The organism is Nonomuraea salmonea, assembly GCF_042428605.1.
Taxonomy (GTDB): Bacteria; Actinomycetota; Actinomycetes; order Streptosporangiales; family Streptosporangiaceae; genus Nonomuraea; species Nonomuraea salmonea.
This window is the reverse complement of sequence record NZ_JBHMCF010000042.1, coordinates 78737-97547: the sequence shown is the minus strand read 5'-3', so window position 1 is coordinate 97547 and position 18811 is coordinate 78737. Positions and strand designations below refer to the sequence as shown.

Sequence of the window (18811 nt, the reverse complement as noted above, 5' to 3'; positions counted from 1 at the left end):
CGCGGTGAGCATCGGCAGCTCCCACCGGCGCTCGCCGAGCAGCTGCTTGGTCTCCAGCACCCGCCACGGCTCACCCGCGCCGTCGCGGACGGTCCACAGGTGGTCTTCGCTGGCGAGCACGGAGGCGCCGTCGTCGCTGGACAGCCGGTAGATCGTCTTCTCGCCCTGCGGATAGACCCCCAGCACGGGAGTCGGCTCGCCGTCGGAGCCGACGACGAGGTCGCCGACCTCCAGCTCGCCGATCGCCCGCCAGCCGTCGGGGGTCAGCACCTGGCTGTCCACCGGCTGGGCCCGGCCGCGCATGTAGGCCAGCGGCGCGACCTCGATCGTGCCCGCCGCCATCAGCTTGGGGATGGAGTCGGGGTCGACCATGTCGTGCAGCGCGTCGTAGAGCGGGCGCAGGTAGGGGTCGATCTTCTCGTAGAGCGTGCCGGGCAGGAAGCCCAGGCGCTCGCCCGCCTCGACCGCCGGCCGGGTCAGGATGATGCGGTTGACCCGCTTCTCCTGCAGCGCGCGCACCGCCTTGGCCATGGCGAGGTAGGTCTTGCCGGTGCCGGCGGGGCCGATGCCGAAGACGATGGTGTGGTCGTCGATGGCGTCGACATAGCGCTTCTGGTTGACGGTCTTGGGGCGGATGGTGCGGCCGCGCGAGGACAGGATGTCGAGCGAGAGCACCTCGGCGGGCCGGTCGGAGGTCATGCGGAGCATGGCGATGCTGCGCTCGACCGCGTCGGGGGTGAGCTCTCCGCCGCTGCGCAGGACTTCGACGAGCTCTTCGAAGAGGCGCACGACGGTGCCGCTCTCGTCGGGGCTGCCGGTGACGGTGATCTCGTTGCCGCGTACGTGGATGTCGGCCCGGAAGGCACCCTCGATGACGCGTAGCAGCTCGTCGCGGGAGCCCAGGAGGCTGACCATCGGGTATTCGTCCGGTATCAGCACCTTCGCTTGAGTCCGCGAGGGAGGTGCTGTGCGTCGGGATTCGTGTAGTTCAGACATGGGCAGGCCAGCGGCCTGATGCCTCCCGGTCTCTTTCGGAGTTCTTCTCCGCCCATCGTATCCGGGGCCAGGCCGATTGCTCGCGTCAATATCACCGCGGTGATCACCGCGGTGATCACCGCGCCGATCACTGCGCCGATCACTGCGCCCGGCCTGCCCAGGCCGTCAGCCGGGCGGCCAGGTGAGATCGCGCCCGCCGAGCACGTGGGCGTGTACGTGGAAGACGGTCTGACCGGCGCCTGGACCGGTGTTGAAGACGACGCGGTAGCCGCTCTCGGAGACGCCGCCGAGCACGGCGACCTCGTGCGCGGTCTTGAGCACCTCGTCGGCGAGCCCGTCGTCGGCCGCGGCGAGCGCGGCGGCGTTGGCGTGGTGTTCCTTGGGGATCACCAGCACGTGGGTCGGCGCCTGCGGGTTGATGTCCTGGAACGCCAGGGTCCGGCCGGTTTCGTAAACGATCTCGGCGGGAATCTCCTTGGCGACGATTTTGCAGAAGAGGCAATCGCTCACTCGATCAGCCTACCGAGGGCGCCGCCGTCGGTGAGTCCGTTGCGAATCGGTAATCAGCTGTGTCGTGCGCAGGAAGATCCACAAGGTTAGGGTGAGTGTGCGACACTTCAGCAGAAAAGACGATTCAGGGTCGGGCGAGCGCCACCTGGCGAGGACACGACTGGGTAATGCACCCTAAGGAACCGGGGAAACCTCCAGAACCGGAAGAGCGTAAACCCTCTGGGAAGGCCGCGCGTCCCACTGATGTGACCACCGAAACCCTTCTGGCCGACAGGTCGATGGGGGCGGTGCCGGTCGGGTGGGATGCCGACATGGCCGTTACGGCGCTGTACAGTGCGCATTTTCGGTCATTGGTGCGTCTCGCTGTGTTGCTGGTGCGCGACATAGCAACAGCTGAGGAAGTCGTGCAGGATGCGTTCGTCGCCATCCATGGCGCCTGGCGCAGGCTGCGTGATCCCGACAAAGCACTTGCCTACCTGCGCCAGTCAGTCGTCAACCGGTCCAGGTCGGTGCTGCGCCACCGCGCGGTCGTCGAGAAGTATGCTCCCAAAGGTCTGCCCGACGCGCCGAGCGCCGAGAACGGCGCCATCGGCGAACTGGAACGTTCTGCCGTGATCGAGGCATTACGTGCCCTTCCGACCCGACAGAGAGAGGCTCTGGTTCTACGCTACTACGGTGATCTGTCCGAAGCTGAGATCGCCCACGCCATGGGCATCAGCAAGGGGGCGGTCAAGAGCCACACGGCACGTGGCATGGCCGCCTTGCGATCGGTCCTGGAGAAAATGTCATGACCCAGCCCCCCGACGAGTACGGCGACCTGCTGCGCCGTGCGCTCCGCGCGGAGGCGGACGCGGTCGTGCCCTCGCCGGACGGACTGGAGATCATCCGTGCCCGCATCGAGCGGCGGGGCGTACGCAATCTGTTCTGGTGGCGCGCGGGAGCGGCCGCGGCCAGCGCGGTGCTGGTGGCGGGCGCGATCGTGTTCGCCGTCCCCGGCCTGCGCTCCCAGATCATCGATCAGGCGCCCGTGCGGATCGTGGACGACGAGACGAGCAAGGTGCCGTCCAACTCCTCGACCACCCGGTCCATCGATCCGCCCGCGACCAGCGTGCCGCCCCGTCAGTCGCCGCCCGCGGTGGTGATCCCGGCGACGCCGTCGCCCACCTCGCCCAAGCCGACCCGTAAGGCCGAGTCGACCAGCAGGCCGTCTCCGTCGCCCACCCCCACGCCCACCACGACCCCGTGTCCTTCGGCGCTCGCCGAGGAAGCCGAGCCGCCGTCCGACTGCCCCACTCTCTCGCCGTCGCCGACGCCGACACCGTCGCCCACCATGATCGAGACGTCCGCGCCGCCGTCGTGCCCGCCGGAGCAGTGCCCGCCGGACGACGAGATGACCGAGACGCCGCCCGTCGAGGCGACCCCCCTGCAGGACACGCAGACCACGCCCTAGAGGCTCATCGCCGGGCAAGACAGCTCGCCCCGCGGCAAGACGCGCAGAGCACCCCTAGCGGCTCACCAGCGGCCCGTGCGGCTGAAGAGCACGGCGGCCGCCGCCACCCCCGCCGTGGACGTGCGCAGCACCGTAGGCCCGAGCAGCACCGGCTCCGCCTTGGCCGCCCTGAACCGCTCCAGCTCCTCCTCCGAGACCCCGCCTTCCGGCCCCACCACCATGACGACGTCGCCGCCCGCCGGCAGCGCCACGCCCGACAGCGGCTCGGCGGCCTCCTCGTGCAGCACCAGCCCGAGCGCCGCCTCCGCCAGCAGCCGCTCGACGCTTGCCGTGGAGGCGAGGTCGGCCACCTCGGGCAGGTGGAAGCGGCGGGCCTGCTTGCCCGCCTCGCGCGCGGTGGAGCGCCAGCGGCCGAGGGCCTTGGCGACCTTGTCGCCCTTCCACTGGGTGATGCTGCGGGCCGCCGCCCACGGCACGATCACGTCGACGCCGGCCTCGGTCATCATCTCGACCGCCAGCTCGCCCCTGTCGCCCTTGGGCAGCCCCTGGACGACCACCAGCCGGGGCCGCGGCGGCTCGACGTCGTAGCGGTGCAGCACCTCGAGCCGCAGCGCGTCCTTCAGCGCCTCGCGTACGACGCACTCGGCCACCCCGCCCGCCCCGTCGGTGAGGTCGACCCGCTCACCGGCGCGCAACCGGCGTACGGAGGCCGCGTGCCGCCCCTCGGGGCCGTCGAGCGTCAGCTCGGGCCCTTCGAGGTGCGCGCTCAGGAAGACCGGAGCCGTCACCGGCCGTTGAACGCGTCACGCAGGCGGGAGAAAAAACCCTGCTGGCCCGGTGCGAACTTGCCAGGCGGGCGCTCCTCACCTCGCTGCCTGGCCAGCTCGCGCAGCAGCTCTTCCTGAGCCGCGTCGAGACGGCTCGGCGTCTCGACGTTGACGTGGATGAGCAGGTCGCCCCTGCCGGACTCGTTGAGCCGCTGGACGCCTCTGCCGTACATGGTGATGACCTGGCCCGACTGCGTGCCGGGCCGGACGTCGATCTCCTCGGCGCCGTCGAGGGTCTCGACGGTCAGCACGGTGCCGAGCGCGGCGGCCGTCATCGGGATCTGGACGGTGCAGTGGAGGTCGTCGCCGCGCCGTTCGAAGATCTCGTGGGGCCGCTCGACGATCTCGAGGAACAGGTCGCCGGGCGGGCCGCCGCCCGGGCCGACCTCGCCCTCGCCGGCGAGCTGGATGTGGGTGCCGTCCTCGACGCCCGCGGGGATGCGGACCTTGATCGTACGGCGGGTGCGCACCCGGCCGTCGCCGGAGCACTCCTGGCAGGGGTTGCGGATGATGGTGCCGAAGCCGCCGCACTGCGGGCAGGGCCGCGAGGTCATGACCTGGCCCAGGAAGGACCGTGTCACCTGGGAGATCTCGCCGCGCCCGCTGCACATGTCGCAGGTGTCGGGGTGGGTGCCGGGCGCGGTGCCGGCGCCGTGGCAGATGTCGCACAGCACGGCCGTGTCGACGGCCAGCTCGCGGGTCGTGCCGAACGCCGTCTCGCGCAGGTCGAGCTCGACCCTGATGGTGGCGTTGCGGCCCCTGCGGGCACGTGAGCGGGGCCCCCTGGCACCGGTGGCGGTGCCGAAGAAGGCGTCCATGATGTCGCTGAACGGGAAGCCCGCTCCGAAGCCTCCCGCGCCGGCGCCCGCTCCCGCGCCGCCGCCGAAGGGGTCGCCACCCAGGTCGTACATCTGGCGCTTGTTCGGGTCGGACAGCACCTCGTAGGCCTGCGTGATCTCTTTGAACCGCTCCTGCGTGTCAGGATCGGGGTTCACGTCAGGGTGCAGCTCTCGGGCGAGCCGGCGATACGCCTTCTTGATCTCGTCCTGACTCGCGTCACGGCGCACCCCGAGGGTGGCGTAGTAGTCGCTGTTTGCCACTTATCGACCTCTTATGATGCAGCCAGGATCTGGCTGACGTAGCGTGCCACCGCGCGTACGGCGCCCATCGTCACGGGATAGTCCATCCTGGTCGGCCCCAGAACGCCGAGCCGGGCCAGTTGGTTGTCGCCAGAACCGTATCCGGTCGCGACGATGGATGTGCCCCTCAGGTAGGGGTTTTCCGAGCCGATGCGCACGGTGAGCGCGGACGGGGTGTCTGAGGTTGTCTCGCCGAGCAGCCGCATGAGGACGACGTGCTCCTCAAGCGCCTCCAGCACGTCGCGCAGGCCGGTGGCGAAGTCGGCGCCGGCGAGGTTGGCCGCGCCGGCGAACACGATCTTCTCGTCGTGCCGCTCGACCAGCGTCTCGAGCAGCACTGAGAGGATCGTCGCCGCGGCGGGCCGGTCTTCGACCGGGAGTCTTTCCGGCAGGTCGGCCACCAGCTCGGGCACGCTGCTCAGGCCGCAGCCGTCGAGGCAGGCGTTGAGCACGGCGCGCAGGTTGGCGATGCGGTGGTCCTCCACCACTTCGGGCAGCTCCACCACGCGCTGCTCGACGCGGCCGGTGTTGGTGATCAGCACGAGCATGACCCGCCGGTCGGTCAGCGGGACGAGCTCGACGTGCCGGACCGTCGAACGGTTGAGCGTCGGGTATTGCACGACCGCCACCTGCCTGGTCAGCTGCGCGAGCAGCCGGACCGTGCGGGTGACGACGTCGTCGAGGTCGACCGCGCCGGCGAGGAACGTCTCGATCGCCCGCCGCTCGGCCCCCGACAACGGCTTGACCTGCGAGAGCCGGTCGACGAACAGGCGATAGCCCTTGTCCGTCGGCACGCGGCCCGCGCTGGTGTGGGGCTGGGTGATGTAGCCTTCCTCTTCCAGCGCGGCCATGTCGTTCCTGACCGTCGCCGGGGAGACCTTCAGATTGTGACGCTCGGCCAGCGCCTTGGAGCCCACCGGTTCGTTGGTGGACACGTAGTCTTCGACAATGGCCCGGAGCACCGCCAGCTTCCGATCGTCGAGCACGTGCTCACCTCCTGCCTCTGTCCCTTACAGGAACGTGGTGTCTAGCACTCTGTGTTCCCGAGTGCCAAGTGTACGGCTCTCGCCCACAAGGTGCGATAACACCGCGTCCCAACTGCTGTCTGGCTTCCTGTGAGCGACAGGCCCCACACTTGCCCTCATGACCGACGATTCCCGGCCCCCGGCGTACGGCCCGCCGCCAGGCTACGGTCCGCCCCAGTACGGACCGCCCCCACAGGGACAGCCGCCGCAGGGACCACCCCAGTACGGGCAACAGCCTCCGTTCGGACAGGGGCCACCGCAGTACGGTGACCCCGCTCAGTTCGGCCCGCCATCTCAGTACGGACAATACGGCCAACAGGCCCAATTTCCACCACGAATCGACTCCAAAGCCATAAAGCCCAGCCGCTGGTGGCTGGTGGCCGTCTGGGGCGTGTTCGTGGCCTGCCTGGCGGCCGGCGGCGTGCTGTTCGCCACCGGCCTGGGCGGCGCGACCGACCTGGTGCCCAAGCAGACGTTCGCGTCCGGCGAAAGCGTCACGGTGACGGTCGACCCGGCCGAGAAGCCGGGCGTCTACCTCGCCAGCGACACCGCCGTCACCTACGACTGCTCGATCAGCGGCGAGGCCAAGCTGGCCAAGACCCCCGACCGGCGTACGGTGTCGGCCGGCGACGCCGTGTGGGAGCAGTTCCTGGTGATCAACGCGCCGGCCAAGGGCGACTACCAGCTCACCTGCGTCAACCAGGAGGACGCCACCGTGCGCTACGGCGTCGGCCGCGACTCCTACTCCGTCGTGAACGGCGTCGCCGACGGCCTCATCGCCCTCGTGGCCCTGCCGGGCGCCGGGCTGCTCGCCGCCATCGCCGGCACGATCGTCGTCCTCGTCCGCCGCAGCGGCGCGCGGAAGCGCCTTGCAGTGAGCGGGTGATTTGCTACGGTCCCCGTGTGTACGAGGGCGATGTACTGGCGGGAAATTGGCGGCGGCCGGGCAAGGGCAAGATCCCCAAGGTGCCCGCGGAGCCGGACCTCGTCGTGGAGGACGCCGACAGCGGCTTCTGCGGCGCCGTGGTGGCCTGTGACAAGGAGGCCGTCACGCTGGAGGACCGGTTCGGCAAGCGCCGGCTCTTCCCGCTCGCGCCCGCGGCGTTCCTGCTGGAAGGCCGTCCCGTGACCCTCGTACGCCCCGCCGCCACCGCCCCCACCGGCCCTCGGCGCAGCGCGTCGGGCTCGATCGCCGTCGAAGGGCTGCGGGCCAGGGTCGCCAGGCAGAGCCGCATCTACGTCGAGGGCGTCCACGACGCCGCCCTCGTCGAGAAGATCTGGGGCCACGACCTGCGGGTCGAAGGCGTCGTCGTCGAATACCTCGAAGGCGTCGACCACCTGCCCGCCATCGTCGACGAGTTCGGCCCCGAGCCGGGGCGGCGCCTCGGCGTGCTCGTCGACCACCTGGTGCCCGGCTCCAAGGAGAGCCGGATCGCCGCCGAGATCACCTCGCCCGACGTGCTCGTGGTCGGGCATCCGTTCGTCGACATCTGGCAGGCGGTCAAGCCGTCCGTGCTGCGCATCCCGGCCTGGCCCGACGTGCCGCGCGGGGTGCCATGGAAGGAGGGCGTCATCGCCGCGCTGGGCTGGCGCATGGAGCCCGCGGAGGCGTGGCGGCGCATTCTCGGCGCCGTCTCGACGTACACGGACCTGGAACCGGCGCTGCTCGGCCGGGTCGAGGAACTGATCGACTTCGTTACGGAGGCCCCATGAGCCAGGACCCGACCCCGCCGCCCGCCGACGACGACGCCACCCGCAGGTTCGCCCCGGCGGACGACGACGCCACGCGCAGGGTCACCCCGTCCGACCTGCCGCCGCCCGCGCCCGGCTCGGGCCCCCAACCCGGCCCGCCCCCACCGTACGGACAACAACCCGTCCACCCCCAGCAACCCGGCTCCACGCCCGGCCATCCCCAGCAACCCGGCTCCACGTCCGGCTACCCACCGCAACCCGGCTCCACCCCGGGTTACTCGCAGCAGCCCGGTTCCGTGCCGGGTTATGAGCAGCAGCCCGGGTCGTCCGGCTACGGGCAGCAGCCCGGGTCGGCGCCCGGTTACGGGCAGCAGCCCGGGTCGGCGCCCGGTTACGGGCAGCAGCCCGGGTCGGCGCCCGGTTACGGGCAGCAGCTCCCCTACGGGCAGCAGCCCGGGTCGGCGCCGATCTACCACCCGCAGCCGCCCAGCGGCTACGGCCAGCAGGGCCCCTACGGCGGTCCCGGCGGCTACGGTCCGCCCGGCGGCTACGGCCGGCCCGGCTATCCGCCGCCCCCGCCCGGCTACGGCTACCCGCAGCACCCCGGCGAGCCCTACGTGCCCGGCCGCTTCGGCCCCCGCCCCGGCACCGACGACAACTCCATGGCGATGCTGGCCCACCTCCTCGGCCTGCTGGTCTCGTGGATCGGCCCGCTCATCATCTACGTGATGCGCAAGGACCAGTCGCCCTACGTCAGGGACCAGGCGGCGGAGGCGCTGAATTTCCAGATCACCATGTTCATCGGCTACATCGTGTCCGCGTTCCTGATGCTGCTGTTCATCGGCTTCCTGCTGCTGCCGGCGGTCTTCGTCGTGTCGCTGATCTTCCACATCCAGGCGGCGATGGCGACGTACCGGGGCGAGCGTTACCGCTACCCCATCTCCATCCGCCTGATCACCTAGACCAGCAGGTCCCTGATCAGGGCGTCGGCCAGCAGCCGGCCCTGGAGGGTCAGCACCATGTGGCCCGCCTTGAACGGCTCGGGCTCCAGCAGCCCCCGCGCCAGGGCGCTCGCCACCACGGGCCGCGCGGCGGGCGCGACCTCGGCCAGCGGATAGCCGGACGACAGCCGCAGCTCCAGCATGAGGCGTTCGGCGTCGCGGTCGTCGTGCCCGAGCACCTCGCGGGCGTGCGCCGGCGAGTGGCCCGCGGCCAGGCGCTGGGCGTAGGCGGCGGGGTGCTTGACGTTCCACCAGCGGGTGCCGCCGACGTGGCTGTGGGCTCCTGGGCCGGCCGCCCACCAGTCGCCGCCGGTCCAGTAGAGCAGGTTGTGGCGGCAGCGGGCGTCGTCGGTGACGGCCCAGTTGGACACCTCGTACCACGCGAACCCGGCCGCGGACAACAGCTCGTCGGCGATGAGGTAGCGGTCGGCGGCCACGTCGTCGTCGGGCATCGGCAGCTCACCGCGCCTGATGCGCGCGGCCAGGCGGGTGCCCTCCTCGACGATCAGCGAGTACGCCGACACGTGGTCGGGCCCTGCCTCGATCGCCGCGCCCAGCGAGGCCCGCCAGTCGTCGTCGGACTCGCCCGGCGTGCTGTAGATCAGGTCGAGGTTGACGTGCTCGAACCCGGCCGCGCGCGCCTCCCTGACGGCCGCGGCGGCCCGGCCGGGCGTGTGGCGGCGGTCGAGGACCTGCAGCACGTGCTCGCGTACGCTCTGCATGCCGAAGCTGATGCGGTTGAAGCCGCCGTGGCGCAGCTTCTCCAGCGACGAGGGATCGACCGACTCGGGGTTGGCCTCGGTGGTGACCTCGGCGTCCGGCCGCAACCCGAACTCCGAGCCGATCGCGGCCAGGATGCGTGCCAGGTCTTCGGGAGGCAGCAGCGTGGGGGTGCCGCCGCCGAAGAACACCGTCTCCACCGGCAGGTCGGTCTCGCCCAGGACGCGGCGCGCCAGGCGGATCTCCTCGATCACCGTGTCGGCGTAGTCGCGCTGCGAGGCGCCGGGGCCCAGCTCGGAGGCGGTGTAGGTGTTGAAGTCGCAGTAGCCGCAGCGGGTCAGGCAGAACGGCACGTGCACGTAGAAGCCGAACGGGCGCTCGCCGAGGCCGCGCAGGGCGCTGTCGGGCAGCTCGCCCGAGGTGGGCGCGGGATCGCCGTCAGGCAGGATGGATGGCACGTTTCCAGTGTGCCCGTCCCCCGCAGTGCTCCGACCGGTGCGGGTCGTTGACGAGGGCTCAGGGCGGCTCTACGATCGCGTCAACTTATAGGAAAGTTTCCTATTTGTAGCTGTCCGGGAGCGGCCCCGTGAAGAAGAAGATCCTCATCGCCCTGTCCGTCTTACTCGGGCTCACGCTGGTCTCCGTACCGGCCGAGGCCCGCACCGGGTTCAACCGGGTCGCGTACTTCATCCAATGGGGCGTCTACGGACGTGACTACCACGTCAAGGACGTGCACCTCAGCGGCGCCGCCGCCAAGCTCACCCACCTCAACTACGCGTTCGGGTTCGTGAACGGCGACGGCACCTGCTACTCCTCCGACCCGTGGGCCGACTGGCAGCGGCCCGTGCCCGCCGAGCAGAGCGTGGACGGCGTGGCCGACGAGCCGGGACAGGCGCTCAACGGCAACCTCAACCAGCTCCGCAAGCTCAAGGCCAAGCACCCCAAGCTCAAGGTGATGATCTCGCTCGGCGGCTGGACCGGCTCCGCCGCGTTCTCCGACGCCGTCCTCACCCCCGAGTCGCGCTCCAAGCTCGCCTCCTCCTGCATCGACATGTGGCTGCGCGGCAACCTGCCCGGCCTCGAGCCCGGCGCCGCCGCGGGCGTCTTCGACGGCATCGACCTCGACTGGGAGTGGCCCGGCTCGGCCGGCGCCGAGGGCAACGTGATCAGGCCCGAGGACAAGCGCAACTTCACGCTGTTCGTGACCGAGCTGCGCCGCCAGCTCACCGCGTTCTCGCGGAAGGCGCAGCTCAGCGCGTTCCTCCCGGCCGCCGCCGCCAAGATCGACGCGGGCTTCGAGGTACGCGAGGTCTTCAGGCAGCTCGACTTCGCCACCCTCCAGGGGTACGACCTGCACGGCACCTGGGAGCAGCAGACCGCGCACCACGCCAACCTGTTCACCGACCGGCGCGACCCCAACCCGGTCAAGTACAGCGTCGACCAGACCGTCCGCGACTACCTCAAGCGCGGGGCCCCCGCACGCAAGCTCGTGGTCGGCGTGCCCGCGTACGGGCAGGGCTGGACCGGCGTCACCGACCGCTCCAAGGGCCTCTACCAGCCCGCCACCGGCCCTGCCCCCGGCAAGTGGGCGCCCGGCACCGAGGACTACAAGGACCTGGTGAACAAGCCGGGCAAGCGCCACCGCGACCTGCTCACCGGCGCCATGTGGCTGTACGACGGCAACGAGTTCTGGTCGTACGACGATCCGGCGGTGATGCTGCAGAAGGCGGCGTACATCCGGCTGAAGGGGCTCGGCGGGTTCATGCTGTGGTCCATCGACCAGGACGACTCCCGCGCCTCCCTCACCTCCGCCCTCTCCAGCGTCCTTCGCTGACCCGGGCTCTCATGGGTGCGGACGATCCAGGTCGAACGCCACGTCGGCCAGCCGGATCGTCCGCACCTGCGGGTCCTTGAGCAACTCCCGCAACTCGCGGACCGAGCTGAGCTCGTCCACGTAGGCGTGGGCGAGGCCGGCCCCCGAAGCCTCCCGCAGCCGCTTCAGGCTCAGGTCGAAGGAGCGCAGGTTGGCGTCGTCGTGGTCACGCAGCAGCCCGACCCACGCCCGGAACTGCGGCAGCCCGCCCCGGCACACCTCATCCGTGACGTCGCCGCCCTTGCGAAGGTCCGCCGGGTCGGTCCAGTAGTCGAAGCCCCATGTGATCGGCAGCGACCCCGGCCTGCGTTCGTACACGACCCGTTCGGCGCAGGAGCCGTGGCGCCGTACGAACGCCTCGAACTCCGCCTCCGGGAGCGGCCGCTCGAACTCCACCACCGCCAGCGCGCTCAGATCGGCCGGCAACCGGGCGAGCACCTGCTTCACCTCCTCCTTCCTCCCCAGCGTGGTGCCGACGTTGAACAACGACTGGGAGAGCCGGGTGTTGGCGGTGTGTCCGAGCGGCAGCCGTCCGACCCGTCCGAAGAAGTCCTGACTGATCGAGTACGTCTGACTCCCACCCGGCCACGCCCCGACGGGCCCCATGGGACGGGCGGTCACCTCGAACGCCATGGAGACGGGCGTCGTCTCGCAGCAGGGCCCGTTGTCCACGAGGTAGGCGGGGTTGTACATCTTGAACGCGGTCCCGAGCACGTCCATCATGCGACGCTCACGATCACCCCGCGTCTGCACCAGCGAGGCCCCCTCGGTCACGACCACCGCGACCAGCGCCAGCACCGCCAGCACGCTGACCACCGTCCGCGCCAGCCCCCGCCGAACGGCACGCCTGGTACGCCTGGGATCAAAGTCCGGCATCGCGGGCAACTCCGGCAGGCTAGGTGCATTACCCGCCGTATCCGGCGTATCGAGCCGGCCAGGCGCGTCCGGCATATCGAGCGAACCAGTCGCGTCCGGCGCATCGAGTGAGCCAGGAGCATCCGATGCATCGAGCGGGTCAGACGTATTTGACTTATCGTGCGAGCCAGGCGTGCCCGGCGTGCCCGGCCTATCGGACGTGCTCATGCATCCTCCCCGTACAGGTCGGCGAAGGCGGCCCGCGCCCGCCACACCGCGGTCTTGATCGAGTTGTGCGACCTTCCGGTCATAGCGGCCACCTCAACCATCGAGAAGCCCTCGAAGTAGACCAAGGTGAGCAGCCGCCGCTGCTGCTCGGGCAGCCGCTCCAGCGCGTCGCGCACGTCCAGCGCGGCCACGTGCAGCGGCGGCACACCGAGCTCATCGGCGTCGGGCAGCGCAAGCTCCCGCCGGCTCCTCCGTACGTGATCGAGCAGCACGTTCCTGGCGATCGTGAGGAGCCACGCAGCCGCGTTCTCCCCTCGCCAGCCGAGCAGCGCCCTGGTCGCCTTGACGAAGGTCTCCTGCGCCAAGTCCTCGGCGAGATGCGGATCGCGGGTCCTGCGCAGAAGGAACCCGCACACGAGCGGCCAGTGCTCGCGATAGAGCTCCTCGATGATGTCGCCCCCCGAACGGTTTCAAAGGTCATGTCACCAACAGACGCCCCAAAACCCGTAATGGTCACATCAACCCCCAAAACCGACGCCCGCCTCGCATGAACGGCCCCGACCGCGCAGCCCGGCCGCCGGGTTGTGCGTCCACCCCTGGGTGGAGATCTGCGAAGCTCCACCCGCTGGTCGATCCGCCATGACGGACCCGTCCCTACCGTCACGTGACATGAACTCCGTCGAAACCGGCCTGCTGATCCTCCTTGTCCTCGCGTTCGTCATCTACCGCCAGTTCAAGACCCGCCCGGCCGACCGCTCCAGCATCTTCTACATCTCCGCCGTCGTGATCGTGATCGGCCTGGTCTCGGGCGGCCTCTTCGACCCCGACCACTTCGCCCTCAGCCTCGCCTTCCTTGCCGCAGAAGGGGTGGCCGGCGTCGGACTCGGCATCCTGCGGGCGATGACCGTGCGCATCTGGGCCGACGCCCAAGGAGTCGCCTGGTCCAAGGGGACGGTCTGGACCCTGCTGGCCTGGCTGGCGTCGATAGCCGTGCGCGTCATCGAGCAGGTCGCCGGCACCTCCATGGGACTGACCGTCACGACCGGCGGCATCCTGATCTTCGTCGGCCTGACCCTGGCCACGCAGGCGCTCGTGGTGTCACGTCGCGCCCGTGCGCTTCCCGGGTCCGCCGCACGGTCCTATAACGTCGAAAGGTGATGCCCGTTACGTCCAGCCTCATCTCCCGCATGCTGCGGCTGGGCGTGATCGTGCTGGTCGGCGCGGGACAGGCGCACACCGCGCTCGTGGCCGGCCCGCCGAGCATCATCCTGACCTCCACCCTGGTGCTCAGCCTTGCCCTGGCCCTGCTCCCCTTCAAGGTCGCCGGGCGCAGGTCGGCGGACACGCCGATCCCGCTGATCGCCCTCGGCGCCGCCACGATCATCGCCGTCGCCCTGCACGAGCTGACCCCCAACGGCACCCCCGCCCTGGTCCTGCTCGCCTGCGTGGTGGCCGCCGCCGGCCGCCGTCCCCTCCCGCAGTCGCTGGCGATCGCCCTGACGGCGATCGTCAGCCTGCTGGTGGCGGGGGCGATCACCGGTGACGTCACCCGGAACCTGACCCTCGCCTTCAGCACCAGCCTGGTCTTCCTCGTCGCGTACGCGGCCAGGCAGCGCAAGGCCATCAGGCAGGCCGAGGCCAGGGAAGCGGTGCTCGCGGAGCGGGCCAGGATCGCCAGGGAACTCCACGACATCCTCGCCCACTCCCTGTCGGCCCAGCTCGTCCACCTGGAGGGCGCCAAGCTGCTCCTGCGCGCCGAACGTACCGACGAGGCCCTCGACCGCGTCACCCGCGCCCGCGACCTCGCGAAGTCGGGTCTGGAAGAGGCCAGGCGCGCAGTGGCCGCCCTACGTGAGGACCCACCAGAGCTCCCCACCGCCCTACGCCGGCTGGCCGAGGATTTCGAGAGCACCACCCACCACCCCTGCACCCTCCACATCTCCGGCCCCGAACACCGCCTGACCCCGGAAGCCGAGCTGGCCCTGACCCGAACGACCCAGGAAGCCCTCACGAACATCCGCCGCCACGCCCCCGGCACCCCCGCGACCATCGACCTGACCTTCTCCACCACGTGGTGCGACCTCCGCATAACCAACCCCACCCCACCGACCCACCACCCACCGAACAGCTCCGCCCCGGAACACCGCTCGCCCAAGGAAGGTGCGGGGCAGCAACGGCCGCCCAACGACGTAGGGGCGAAGCAACGGCCACCCCACGACATTGCGGCGGAGCAACGGTCGTCGGGCGGCGGGCACGGCCTCATCGGCATGCGCGAACGCGCCGAACTCCTCGGCGGCACCCTCACGGCAGGCGCCGACGACCACGGCTTCACGGTCCACCTCAGGATCCCGGCATGACCCGAACAACCCCTACACCCAGCCCTCCTTCCACGGCACCCGCGGCACCGACCTCGACGCCGTCACCTGCACCCACCCTCGGCTCTGCTGCCCTGGCAATTCGCGCATCGCGCCCGACGGCGATCAGGCGAGGCAGACCGGGCTCAGGAGCCGCAGCGGCAACGACAGTCACGCCCAAGTCAGCTGCCCCAGCGGCTCCGGCAGCGGCGACATTCGCCTTGACGGTCCGCGCGGCCATCACACCCCGCTGGGCGACCTCAGCGGCCCTGGCACTCGGCTGGGCGGTGCTGGCGGTGGTCAACCGCAACTGGGCGGCGGTGACGGCAGCTGGGCCGATTTCGACGGTGTGGGCGACGGTCGGGGAAGGTGCTGCTTACCGCGCTTCGATGGCTCAGGGGGTGGGCGGATGATTCGTGTGGTCGTGGCGGATGACCAGGCTGTGGTGCGGGAAGGGCTGGTGTTGCTGCTCGGTCTGCTGCCTGGGATCGACGTGGTCGGGTCGGCGGGTGATGGTGAGGCGGCGTTGCGGCTGGTCGAGACGGAACGGCCGGACGTGGTGCTCATGGACCTGCGCATGCCGCGCATGGACGGCGTTGAGGCCACTCGCCGGGTCCGGGCCGCCCATCCGGGGACGCAGGTCGTGGTGCTCACGACGTACTCGGACGACGAGTCGGTCTTCGCCGCGCTCAGGGCGGGTGCGCGGGGTTTCCTCACCAAGGACGCCGAGGCGGACGACATCGCCAAGGCCCTGGCGACCGTGATGCGCGGGGACGCCCAGCTCGACCCCACCGTGCAGCGCCGCCTCCTCGACAGCATGTCCCCACCCGGCCCACCATCACCCGCTGTGCCCCCAGCCACAACGACTCCTTTCTCGACGTCTCCGCCCACGACGGATCGACTGGCTGCGCCCCCAGCCACAACGTCCCCCTCCTCGACGTCTCCGCCCACGACGGGCCGGCCCGCTGTGCCCTCTTCGACCACGGCTCCCCCTGCCGAGCCCCTCCCATCGCCCCCTGGCGAAGCGCCGCCACCCGGTGGAACTGCTTCCGCTGCGCCACTCTCCCGTACGGGGGCCTCGGAGTCGCGGCGGCAGCAGCATTCGGGTGAGCGGCGGGCGCGCCGGAGTGGTGAGTCCCTTCCCAATGGCCTGACACCGCGCGAGGGCGAGGTGTTGATGCTCATCGCCGACGGCCTCTCCAACGCCGAGATCGCCGCGCGTCTCTTCATCACGGAAGCCACGGTGAAGACCCACATCAACAACCTGTTCGCCAAGGCGGGGCTCAGGGATCGCGCGCAAGCCGTCACGTACGCCTACCGCCACGGCCTGGTCACCCCCGGCTGAGCCCACCTCCTGGACGCCCGCCAACATGCCCGTTGAGCTGGGATTCCTCGTCGAATCCGGCGAGCTGTAAAAGCGTCTCCAATGCCGCCTGCCGGGTCTCCTCGACCGAATCACCGCGTTCACCGAAGCACTCGGCCGCCACGTCAAGCAACGTCGCCACCACCGCCGCGTCGGGATAGGGCACATCGACCAGGACGGTGCCGTCAGCCGCCTCCTCTCCTTCGCCCACGTGACGTCTCAGCAGCCGCCGTGTCTCCTCAGCCACGGCGACCCCAAGAACGGCTGCACGCTCGAATCGCTCAGAAGCAATCACGTCACCCTCCAGTCGCACAGGTGTTCGGAGAATGAAAGGTAGACGACGGCACCGACAAAATCCGCCCGCCAGCCCGAGACGGCTCGGCCCAAGACGGCTCGGCCCGACACGGCTCAGCCCTGCCCGGCCCGGCCTGTTGAACGCTGCGCCGCTTGACCAACCTCCAGGTGCGTCGGTGGGTGGCGGCGGAGATCCTTCGCCGGCTGTGGGTGGTGGCGGCGGACCCTTCGCCGGCCCAAAGCGGCAGATAGGACCGGCCGCGCGGGTGCGCTGATGGTCAGCTAGCCTCGAACCGTGTCAGACCCGATCATCTGCGTCGATTCCCTCTCAGTTGAGCTCGGCGGCAACCCGGTGCTCCGCGACCTGACGTTCACCGTGGCGCCAGGTGAGATCGTGGCCGTGGTGGGGCCCAACGGCTCCGGGAAGTCCACGCTGCTGCGCTGCCTGGCCGGGGTGCAGCCTGCCACCGCCGGTGAGGTACACGTGTTCGGCGCCGCGCCGGTGGACGACGGCCGGTTCTGGGGCCGGGTCGCGCTGCTGGGCGATGAGCCCGCCTGGTATCCGGGGCTCACCACCCGAGAGCACCTGGAGTTGATGGGCGCCGTGCACAGTGCCGCGCGGATGACCGTGGAGGCGGCGCTGGAGATGTTCGCGCTGGTGGAGCGGGCGGACGCGGCTCCGTTGAATCTGTCGACCGGCCAGCGCCAGCGCCTCGCCCTCGCCGCCGCCCTGCTCAGGCCGAGTGAGCTGCTACTCCTCGACGAGCCGGAACGCGGACTCGACATCGAGTTCCGGGCCGCCCTGGGCGATCTGCTCGACGAGTACGCCTCCGAGGGCGGCACCGTCGTCCTGGCCACCCACGACCAGGACCTGGCCGGCCACGGCCGCCGCGTCCTCCCGTCAGGCGTCCCCGCATGACCGGCCTCTCCTCCGAGGATCGACCGGTGACCGAGTACGGCGTAAGGGCCGTTCGCACGTACCTGCGCTCCCGTGGCCCCGCCCCCGCCAGCGTCCTAGACCGGTACGTCACCGGGTTCTGCCTGCTCATGGCCGTCATGGTGCTCGGGCACCCGCTGGCCGGGGTGTTCGCGGGGCTGGCGGGCCCGGTCGATCCGGGCAGGGTGGGAGCGGGCGCGGCGCTGCTCTCGCTCGCCCTGGCCGGCTTTCTGGCGGGTGCGCGGACGGCGGGCCCCGTGGTGCTGAACGGGCCTGACGCCTCCTGGCTGCTGCTCTCCCCGCTCAACCGCCGGGACCTGCTGGCCCGTCCGGCCAGGACGCTGGGCGTGGTGGCGCTGGTGGCGGGCCTGCTGTTCGGGGTGGGCCTGCTGGCGGTGCTGGGCGCGCCGGATCAGCTCGTGTGGCGGGTGCTCGCCGCGCTCGTGCTCGGCGTGGCGACGACCGTGGGCGGGATGGCGCTGGCGGTACTCGGGCAGGCGGGTCAGGCAGCGCATGCGGGGCGGGCGGGCCAGGCCGGGCAGCCGTGGCAGCCGTGGCAGCTCTGGTTGACCGTGGCGATCGTCGCGCTGCTGGTGCTGGCGGCGGTGGCGGTGACGAACCAGTTGCGTACAGTGCTGACCGTGGCGGCGCATGCCCCGTTGCCGGCCCTGGCCGCCACGGCAGCCGGGGCGGTCGTGACGGCAGGGCTGCTGGCCCGGCACGCCTGGCGTTCGCTCGACCGCATCCCCACCCTTACGCTCACGACCGCCTCCACCCGAGCCGGGCACGTGGCGAGCGCCACCGCGTCGCTGGACACCAGCGCGCTCACCTGGATCGTCGAGGACAACCACTGGCGCGCCAGGAGACTCGGCTCCCGTCGCTGGCCGCGGCTGTCCGGGCCGCTCGCACCCGCCTGGCAGGACTGGCGGCGCCTGGCCCGCAGGCCGGGATGGCTGGCGACGATCGCGGGAACGTCGGTGCTGCCCGCAGTCTTCGCTCAGGCGGGCGCTCCTCCGGCTGCGCTCGCGATGGCGGTCCTGGTGGGCGGGCTGGCCGTGGCAGCGACGGCCACCTCGGGCGCCCGCCGCGACGCCGGCAACCCGGCCCTGGCCAGGCTCATCGGAACCGCGCACCGTCCCACGCTGGCGGCCCGCGCGGTGCTGCCCGCCCTGCTGAGCGGCACGTGGACGTCCCTGGCCCTTCTCCTGACCGGCTTGAGCGGCGCCGCGAACCTGCCCCTGAGTGACGTGGCGCCCCTGGGGCTGGTGGTCGCGCCCGCTCTGGCGGCGGCGGCGCTCCGCATGGCCAGGCGCGCGCCGGTCGACCATTCGATGCCGATCATCGAGACCCCGGGCGGCCCGATCCCCACCGGCATCCTGAAGTGGTCGGCCACGGGCCCCGACCTGGCGTTGATCGGCTCGCTGCCCGCCCTGATCGCCCTCACCACCCCGGGCGTCGCCACGGCCCCCTACCTGGCGGCTCAAGCCGTCTGGAGCGCGGTGGTGCTGGCGGGATACGTCTGGCGCGGCAGAGCACGATAAGGGGGC

At 70.9% G+C, this 18811-nt stretch carries 19 protein-coding genes and 1 pseudogene; 11 read left to right on the top strand and 9 right to left on the bottom strand.

Annotated features, from left to right (window positions below):
* Nucleotides 1-291: 291 nt before the first annotated feature.
* Nucleotides 292-996 (bottom strand): annotated as a pseudogene (locus ACFFR3_RS38555) (PhoH family protein); the annotation flags it as partial.
* Nucleotides 997-1161: 165 nt separating this feature from the next.
* On the bottom strand, nt 1162-1506 hold the full coding sequence (locus tag ACFFR3_RS38550) for a histidine triad nucleotide-binding protein (RefSeq protein ID WP_345399115.1): 345 nt from the start codon (nt 1504-1506) through the stop codon (nt 1162-1164).
* Nucleotides 1507-1784: 278 nt separating this feature from the next.
* Here ACFFR3_RS38550 and ACFFR3_RS38545 point away from each other — a divergent pair, with 278 nt between their 5' ends.
* On the top strand, nt 1785-2297 hold the full coding sequence (locus tag ACFFR3_RS38545) for a SigE family RNA polymerase sigma factor (protein WP_080047132.1): 513 nt from the start codon (nt 1785-1787) through the stop codon (nt 2295-2297).
* Nucleotides 2294-2956, top strand: coding sequence for a hypothetical protein (locus ACFFR3_RS38540; protein ID WP_379484742.1), 663 nt, complete (start codon nt 2294-2296; stop codon nt 2954-2956). The genes ACFFR3_RS38545 and ACFFR3_RS38540 overlap by 4 nt, the downstream gene beginning before the upstream one ends.
* Nucleotides 2957-3018: 62 nt before the next feature.
* Here ACFFR3_RS38540 and ACFFR3_RS38535 read toward each other — a convergent pair whose 3' ends face one another.
* Genes ACFFR3_RS38535 through hrcA form a run of 3 tightly spaced genes read right to left on the bottom strand, consistent with a single transcriptional unit; the run spans nt 3019 to nt 5908 of the window.
* Nucleotides 3019-3744, bottom strand: coding sequence for a 16S rRNA (uracil(1498)-N(3))-methyltransferase (locus ACFFR3_RS38535; RefSeq protein WP_379484741.1), 726 nt, complete (start codon nt 3742-3744; stop codon nt 3019-3021).
* Nucleotides 3741-4883 carry a molecular chaperone DnaJ gene (gene dnaJ, locus ACFFR3_RS38530; RefSeq protein WP_364377718.1) on the bottom strand — a complete coding sequence of 381 codons (1143 nt, stop codon included), beginning with the start codon at nt 4881-4883 and terminating at the stop codon, nt 3741-3743. Before dnaJ ends, ACFFR3_RS38535 begins: the two co-directional genes overlap by 4 nt.
* Nucleotides 4884-4894: 11 nt before the next feature.
* Nucleotides 4895-5908, bottom strand: a complete 1014-nt coding sequence (hrcA, locus tag ACFFR3_RS38525; RefSeq protein ID WP_345399109.1) for a heat-inducible transcriptional repressor HrcA — start codon at nt 5906-5908, stop codon at nt 4895-4897.
* 415 nt (nt 5909-6323) lie between these two features.
* Between hrcA and ACFFR3_RS38520 the strand changes: the two genes are divergently transcribed.
* From ACFFR3_RS38520 to ACFFR3_RS38510, 3 genes are read left to right on the top strand one after another with little or no spacing between them, the layout of a single operon-like run.
* Entirely contained in the window at nt 6324-6833 is a 510-nt protein-coding gene (locus tag ACFFR3_RS38520; RefSeq protein ID WP_364377720.1) for a hypothetical protein, read from the top strand.
* A gap of 17 nt (nt 6834-6850) precedes the next feature.
* Complete coding sequence (locus tag ACFFR3_RS38515) at nt 6851-7660, top strand: DUF3097 domain-containing protein (RefSeq protein WP_364377722.1); 810 nt, start codon at nt 6851-6853, stop codon at nt 7658-7660.
* Entirely contained in the window at nt 7657-8601 is a 945-nt protein-coding gene (locus ACFFR3_RS38510) for a DUF4870 domain-containing protein (RefSeq protein ID WP_379484740.1), read from the top strand. Before ACFFR3_RS38515 ends, ACFFR3_RS38510 begins: the two co-directional genes overlap by 4 nt.
* Here the strand turns inward: ACFFR3_RS38510 and hemW are convergent.
* A complete protein-coding gene (hemW, locus tag ACFFR3_RS38505) occupies nt 8598-9818 on the bottom strand; it encodes a radical SAM family heme chaperone HemW (RefSeq protein ID WP_379484739.1) in 1221 nt (406 codons plus the stop codon). The two genes, ACFFR3_RS38510 and hemW, sit on opposite strands and share 4 nt — an antisense overlap.
* A 128-nt stretch (nt 9819-9946) precedes the next feature.
* On the opposite strand from hemW, the gene ACFFR3_RS38500 reads away from it, so the two are divergent.
* Nucleotides 9947-11194, top strand: a complete 1248-nt coding sequence (locus ACFFR3_RS38500; RefSeq protein ID WP_345399100.1) for a glycoside hydrolase family 18 protein — start codon at nt 9947-9949, stop codon at nt 11192-11194.
* A gap of 9 nt (nt 11195-11203) precedes the next feature.
* Here ACFFR3_RS38500 and ACFFR3_RS38495 read toward each other — a convergent pair whose 3' ends face one another.
* Nucleotides 11204-12109: a hypothetical protein gene (locus tag ACFFR3_RS38495; protein ID WP_379484738.1), complete on the bottom strand. Its 906-nt coding sequence runs from the start codon at nt 12107-12109 to the stop codon at nt 11204-11206.
* A 203-nt stretch (nt 12110-12312) separates the two neighbouring features.
* Entirely contained in the window at nt 12313-12765 is a 453-nt protein-coding gene (locus ACFFR3_RS38490; protein WP_345409620.1) for an RNA polymerase sigma factor, read from the bottom strand.
* Nucleotides 12766-12985: 220 nt separating this feature from the next.
* On the opposite strand from ACFFR3_RS38490, the gene ACFFR3_RS38485 reads away from it, so the two are divergent.
* From ACFFR3_RS38485 to ACFFR3_RS38475, 3 genes are all read left to right on the top strand, one after another.
* Nucleotides 12986-13474, top strand: a complete 489-nt coding sequence (locus tag ACFFR3_RS38485; protein WP_345399094.1) for a hypothetical protein — start codon at nt 12986-12988, stop codon at nt 13472-13474.
* Nucleotides 13474-14673 carry a sensor histidine kinase gene (locus tag ACFFR3_RS38480; protein WP_379484816.1) on the top strand — a complete coding sequence of 400 codons (1200 nt, stop codon included), beginning with the start codon at nt 13474-13476 and terminating at the stop codon, nt 14671-14673. The genes ACFFR3_RS38485 and ACFFR3_RS38480 overlap by 1 nt, the downstream gene beginning before the upstream one ends.
* A 406-nt stretch (nt 14674-15079) precedes the next feature.
* Nucleotides 15080-16015, top strand: coding sequence for a response regulator (locus ACFFR3_RS38475; RefSeq protein ID WP_379484737.1), 936 nt, complete (start codon nt 15080-15082; stop codon nt 16013-16015).
* On the opposite strand, the gene ACFFR3_RS38470 is transcribed toward ACFFR3_RS38475, so the two are convergent.
* A complete protein-coding gene (locus ACFFR3_RS38470; RefSeq protein WP_364377736.1) occupies nt 16002-16328 on the bottom strand; it encodes a hypothetical protein in 327 nt (108 codons plus the stop codon). The two genes, ACFFR3_RS38475 and ACFFR3_RS38470, sit on opposite strands and share 14 nt — an antisense overlap.
* A gap of 294 nt (nt 16329-16622) precedes the next feature.
* On the opposite strand from ACFFR3_RS38470, the gene ccmA reads away from it, so the two are divergent.
* A complete protein-coding gene (gene ccmA / locus ACFFR3_RS38465) occupies nt 16623-17246 on the top strand; it encodes a heme ABC exporter ATP-binding protein CcmA (RefSeq protein WP_345399088.1) in 624 nt (207 codons plus the stop codon).
* A gap of 26 nt (nt 17247-17272) precedes the next feature.
* Entirely contained in the window at nt 17273-18805 is a 1533-nt protein-coding gene (locus ACFFR3_RS38460; RefSeq protein ID WP_379484736.1) for a DUF6297 family protein, read from the top strand.
* The last annotated feature ends 6 nt before the right edge of the window (nt 18806-18811 follow it).

Bases quoted from the DNA above. Each gene is read 5' to 3' on its own strand.
- ACFFR3_RS38545 (WP_080047132.1), top strand. From the start codon at position 1,785: ATGGGGGCGGTGCCGGTCGGGTGGGATGCCGACATGGCCGTTACGGCG.
- ACFFR3_RS38540 (WP_379484742.1), top strand. From the start codon at position 2,294: ATGACCCAGCCCCCCGACGAGTACGGCGACCTGCTGCGCCGTGCGCTC.
- ACFFR3_RS38510 (WP_379484740.1), top strand. From the start codon at position 7,657: ATGAGCCAGGACCCGACCCCGCCGCCCGCCGACGACGACGCCACCCGC.
- ACFFR3_RS38495 (WP_379484738.1), bottom strand. From the start codon at position 12,109: ATGCCGGACTTTGATCCCAGGCGTACCAGGCGTGCCGTTCGGCGGGGG.
- ACFFR3_RS38485 (WP_345399094.1), top strand. From the start codon at position 12,986: ATGAACTCCGTCGAAACCGGCCTGCTGATCCTCCTTGTCCTCGCGTTC.
- ACFFR3_RS38480 (WP_379484816.1), top strand. From the start codon at position 13,474: ATGCCCGTTACGTCCAGCCTCATCTCCCGCATGCTGCGGCTGGGCGTG.
- ACFFR3_RS38475 (WP_379484737.1), top strand. From the start codon at position 15,080: ATGATTCGTGTGGTCGTGGCGGATGACCAGGCTGTGGTGCGGGAAGGG.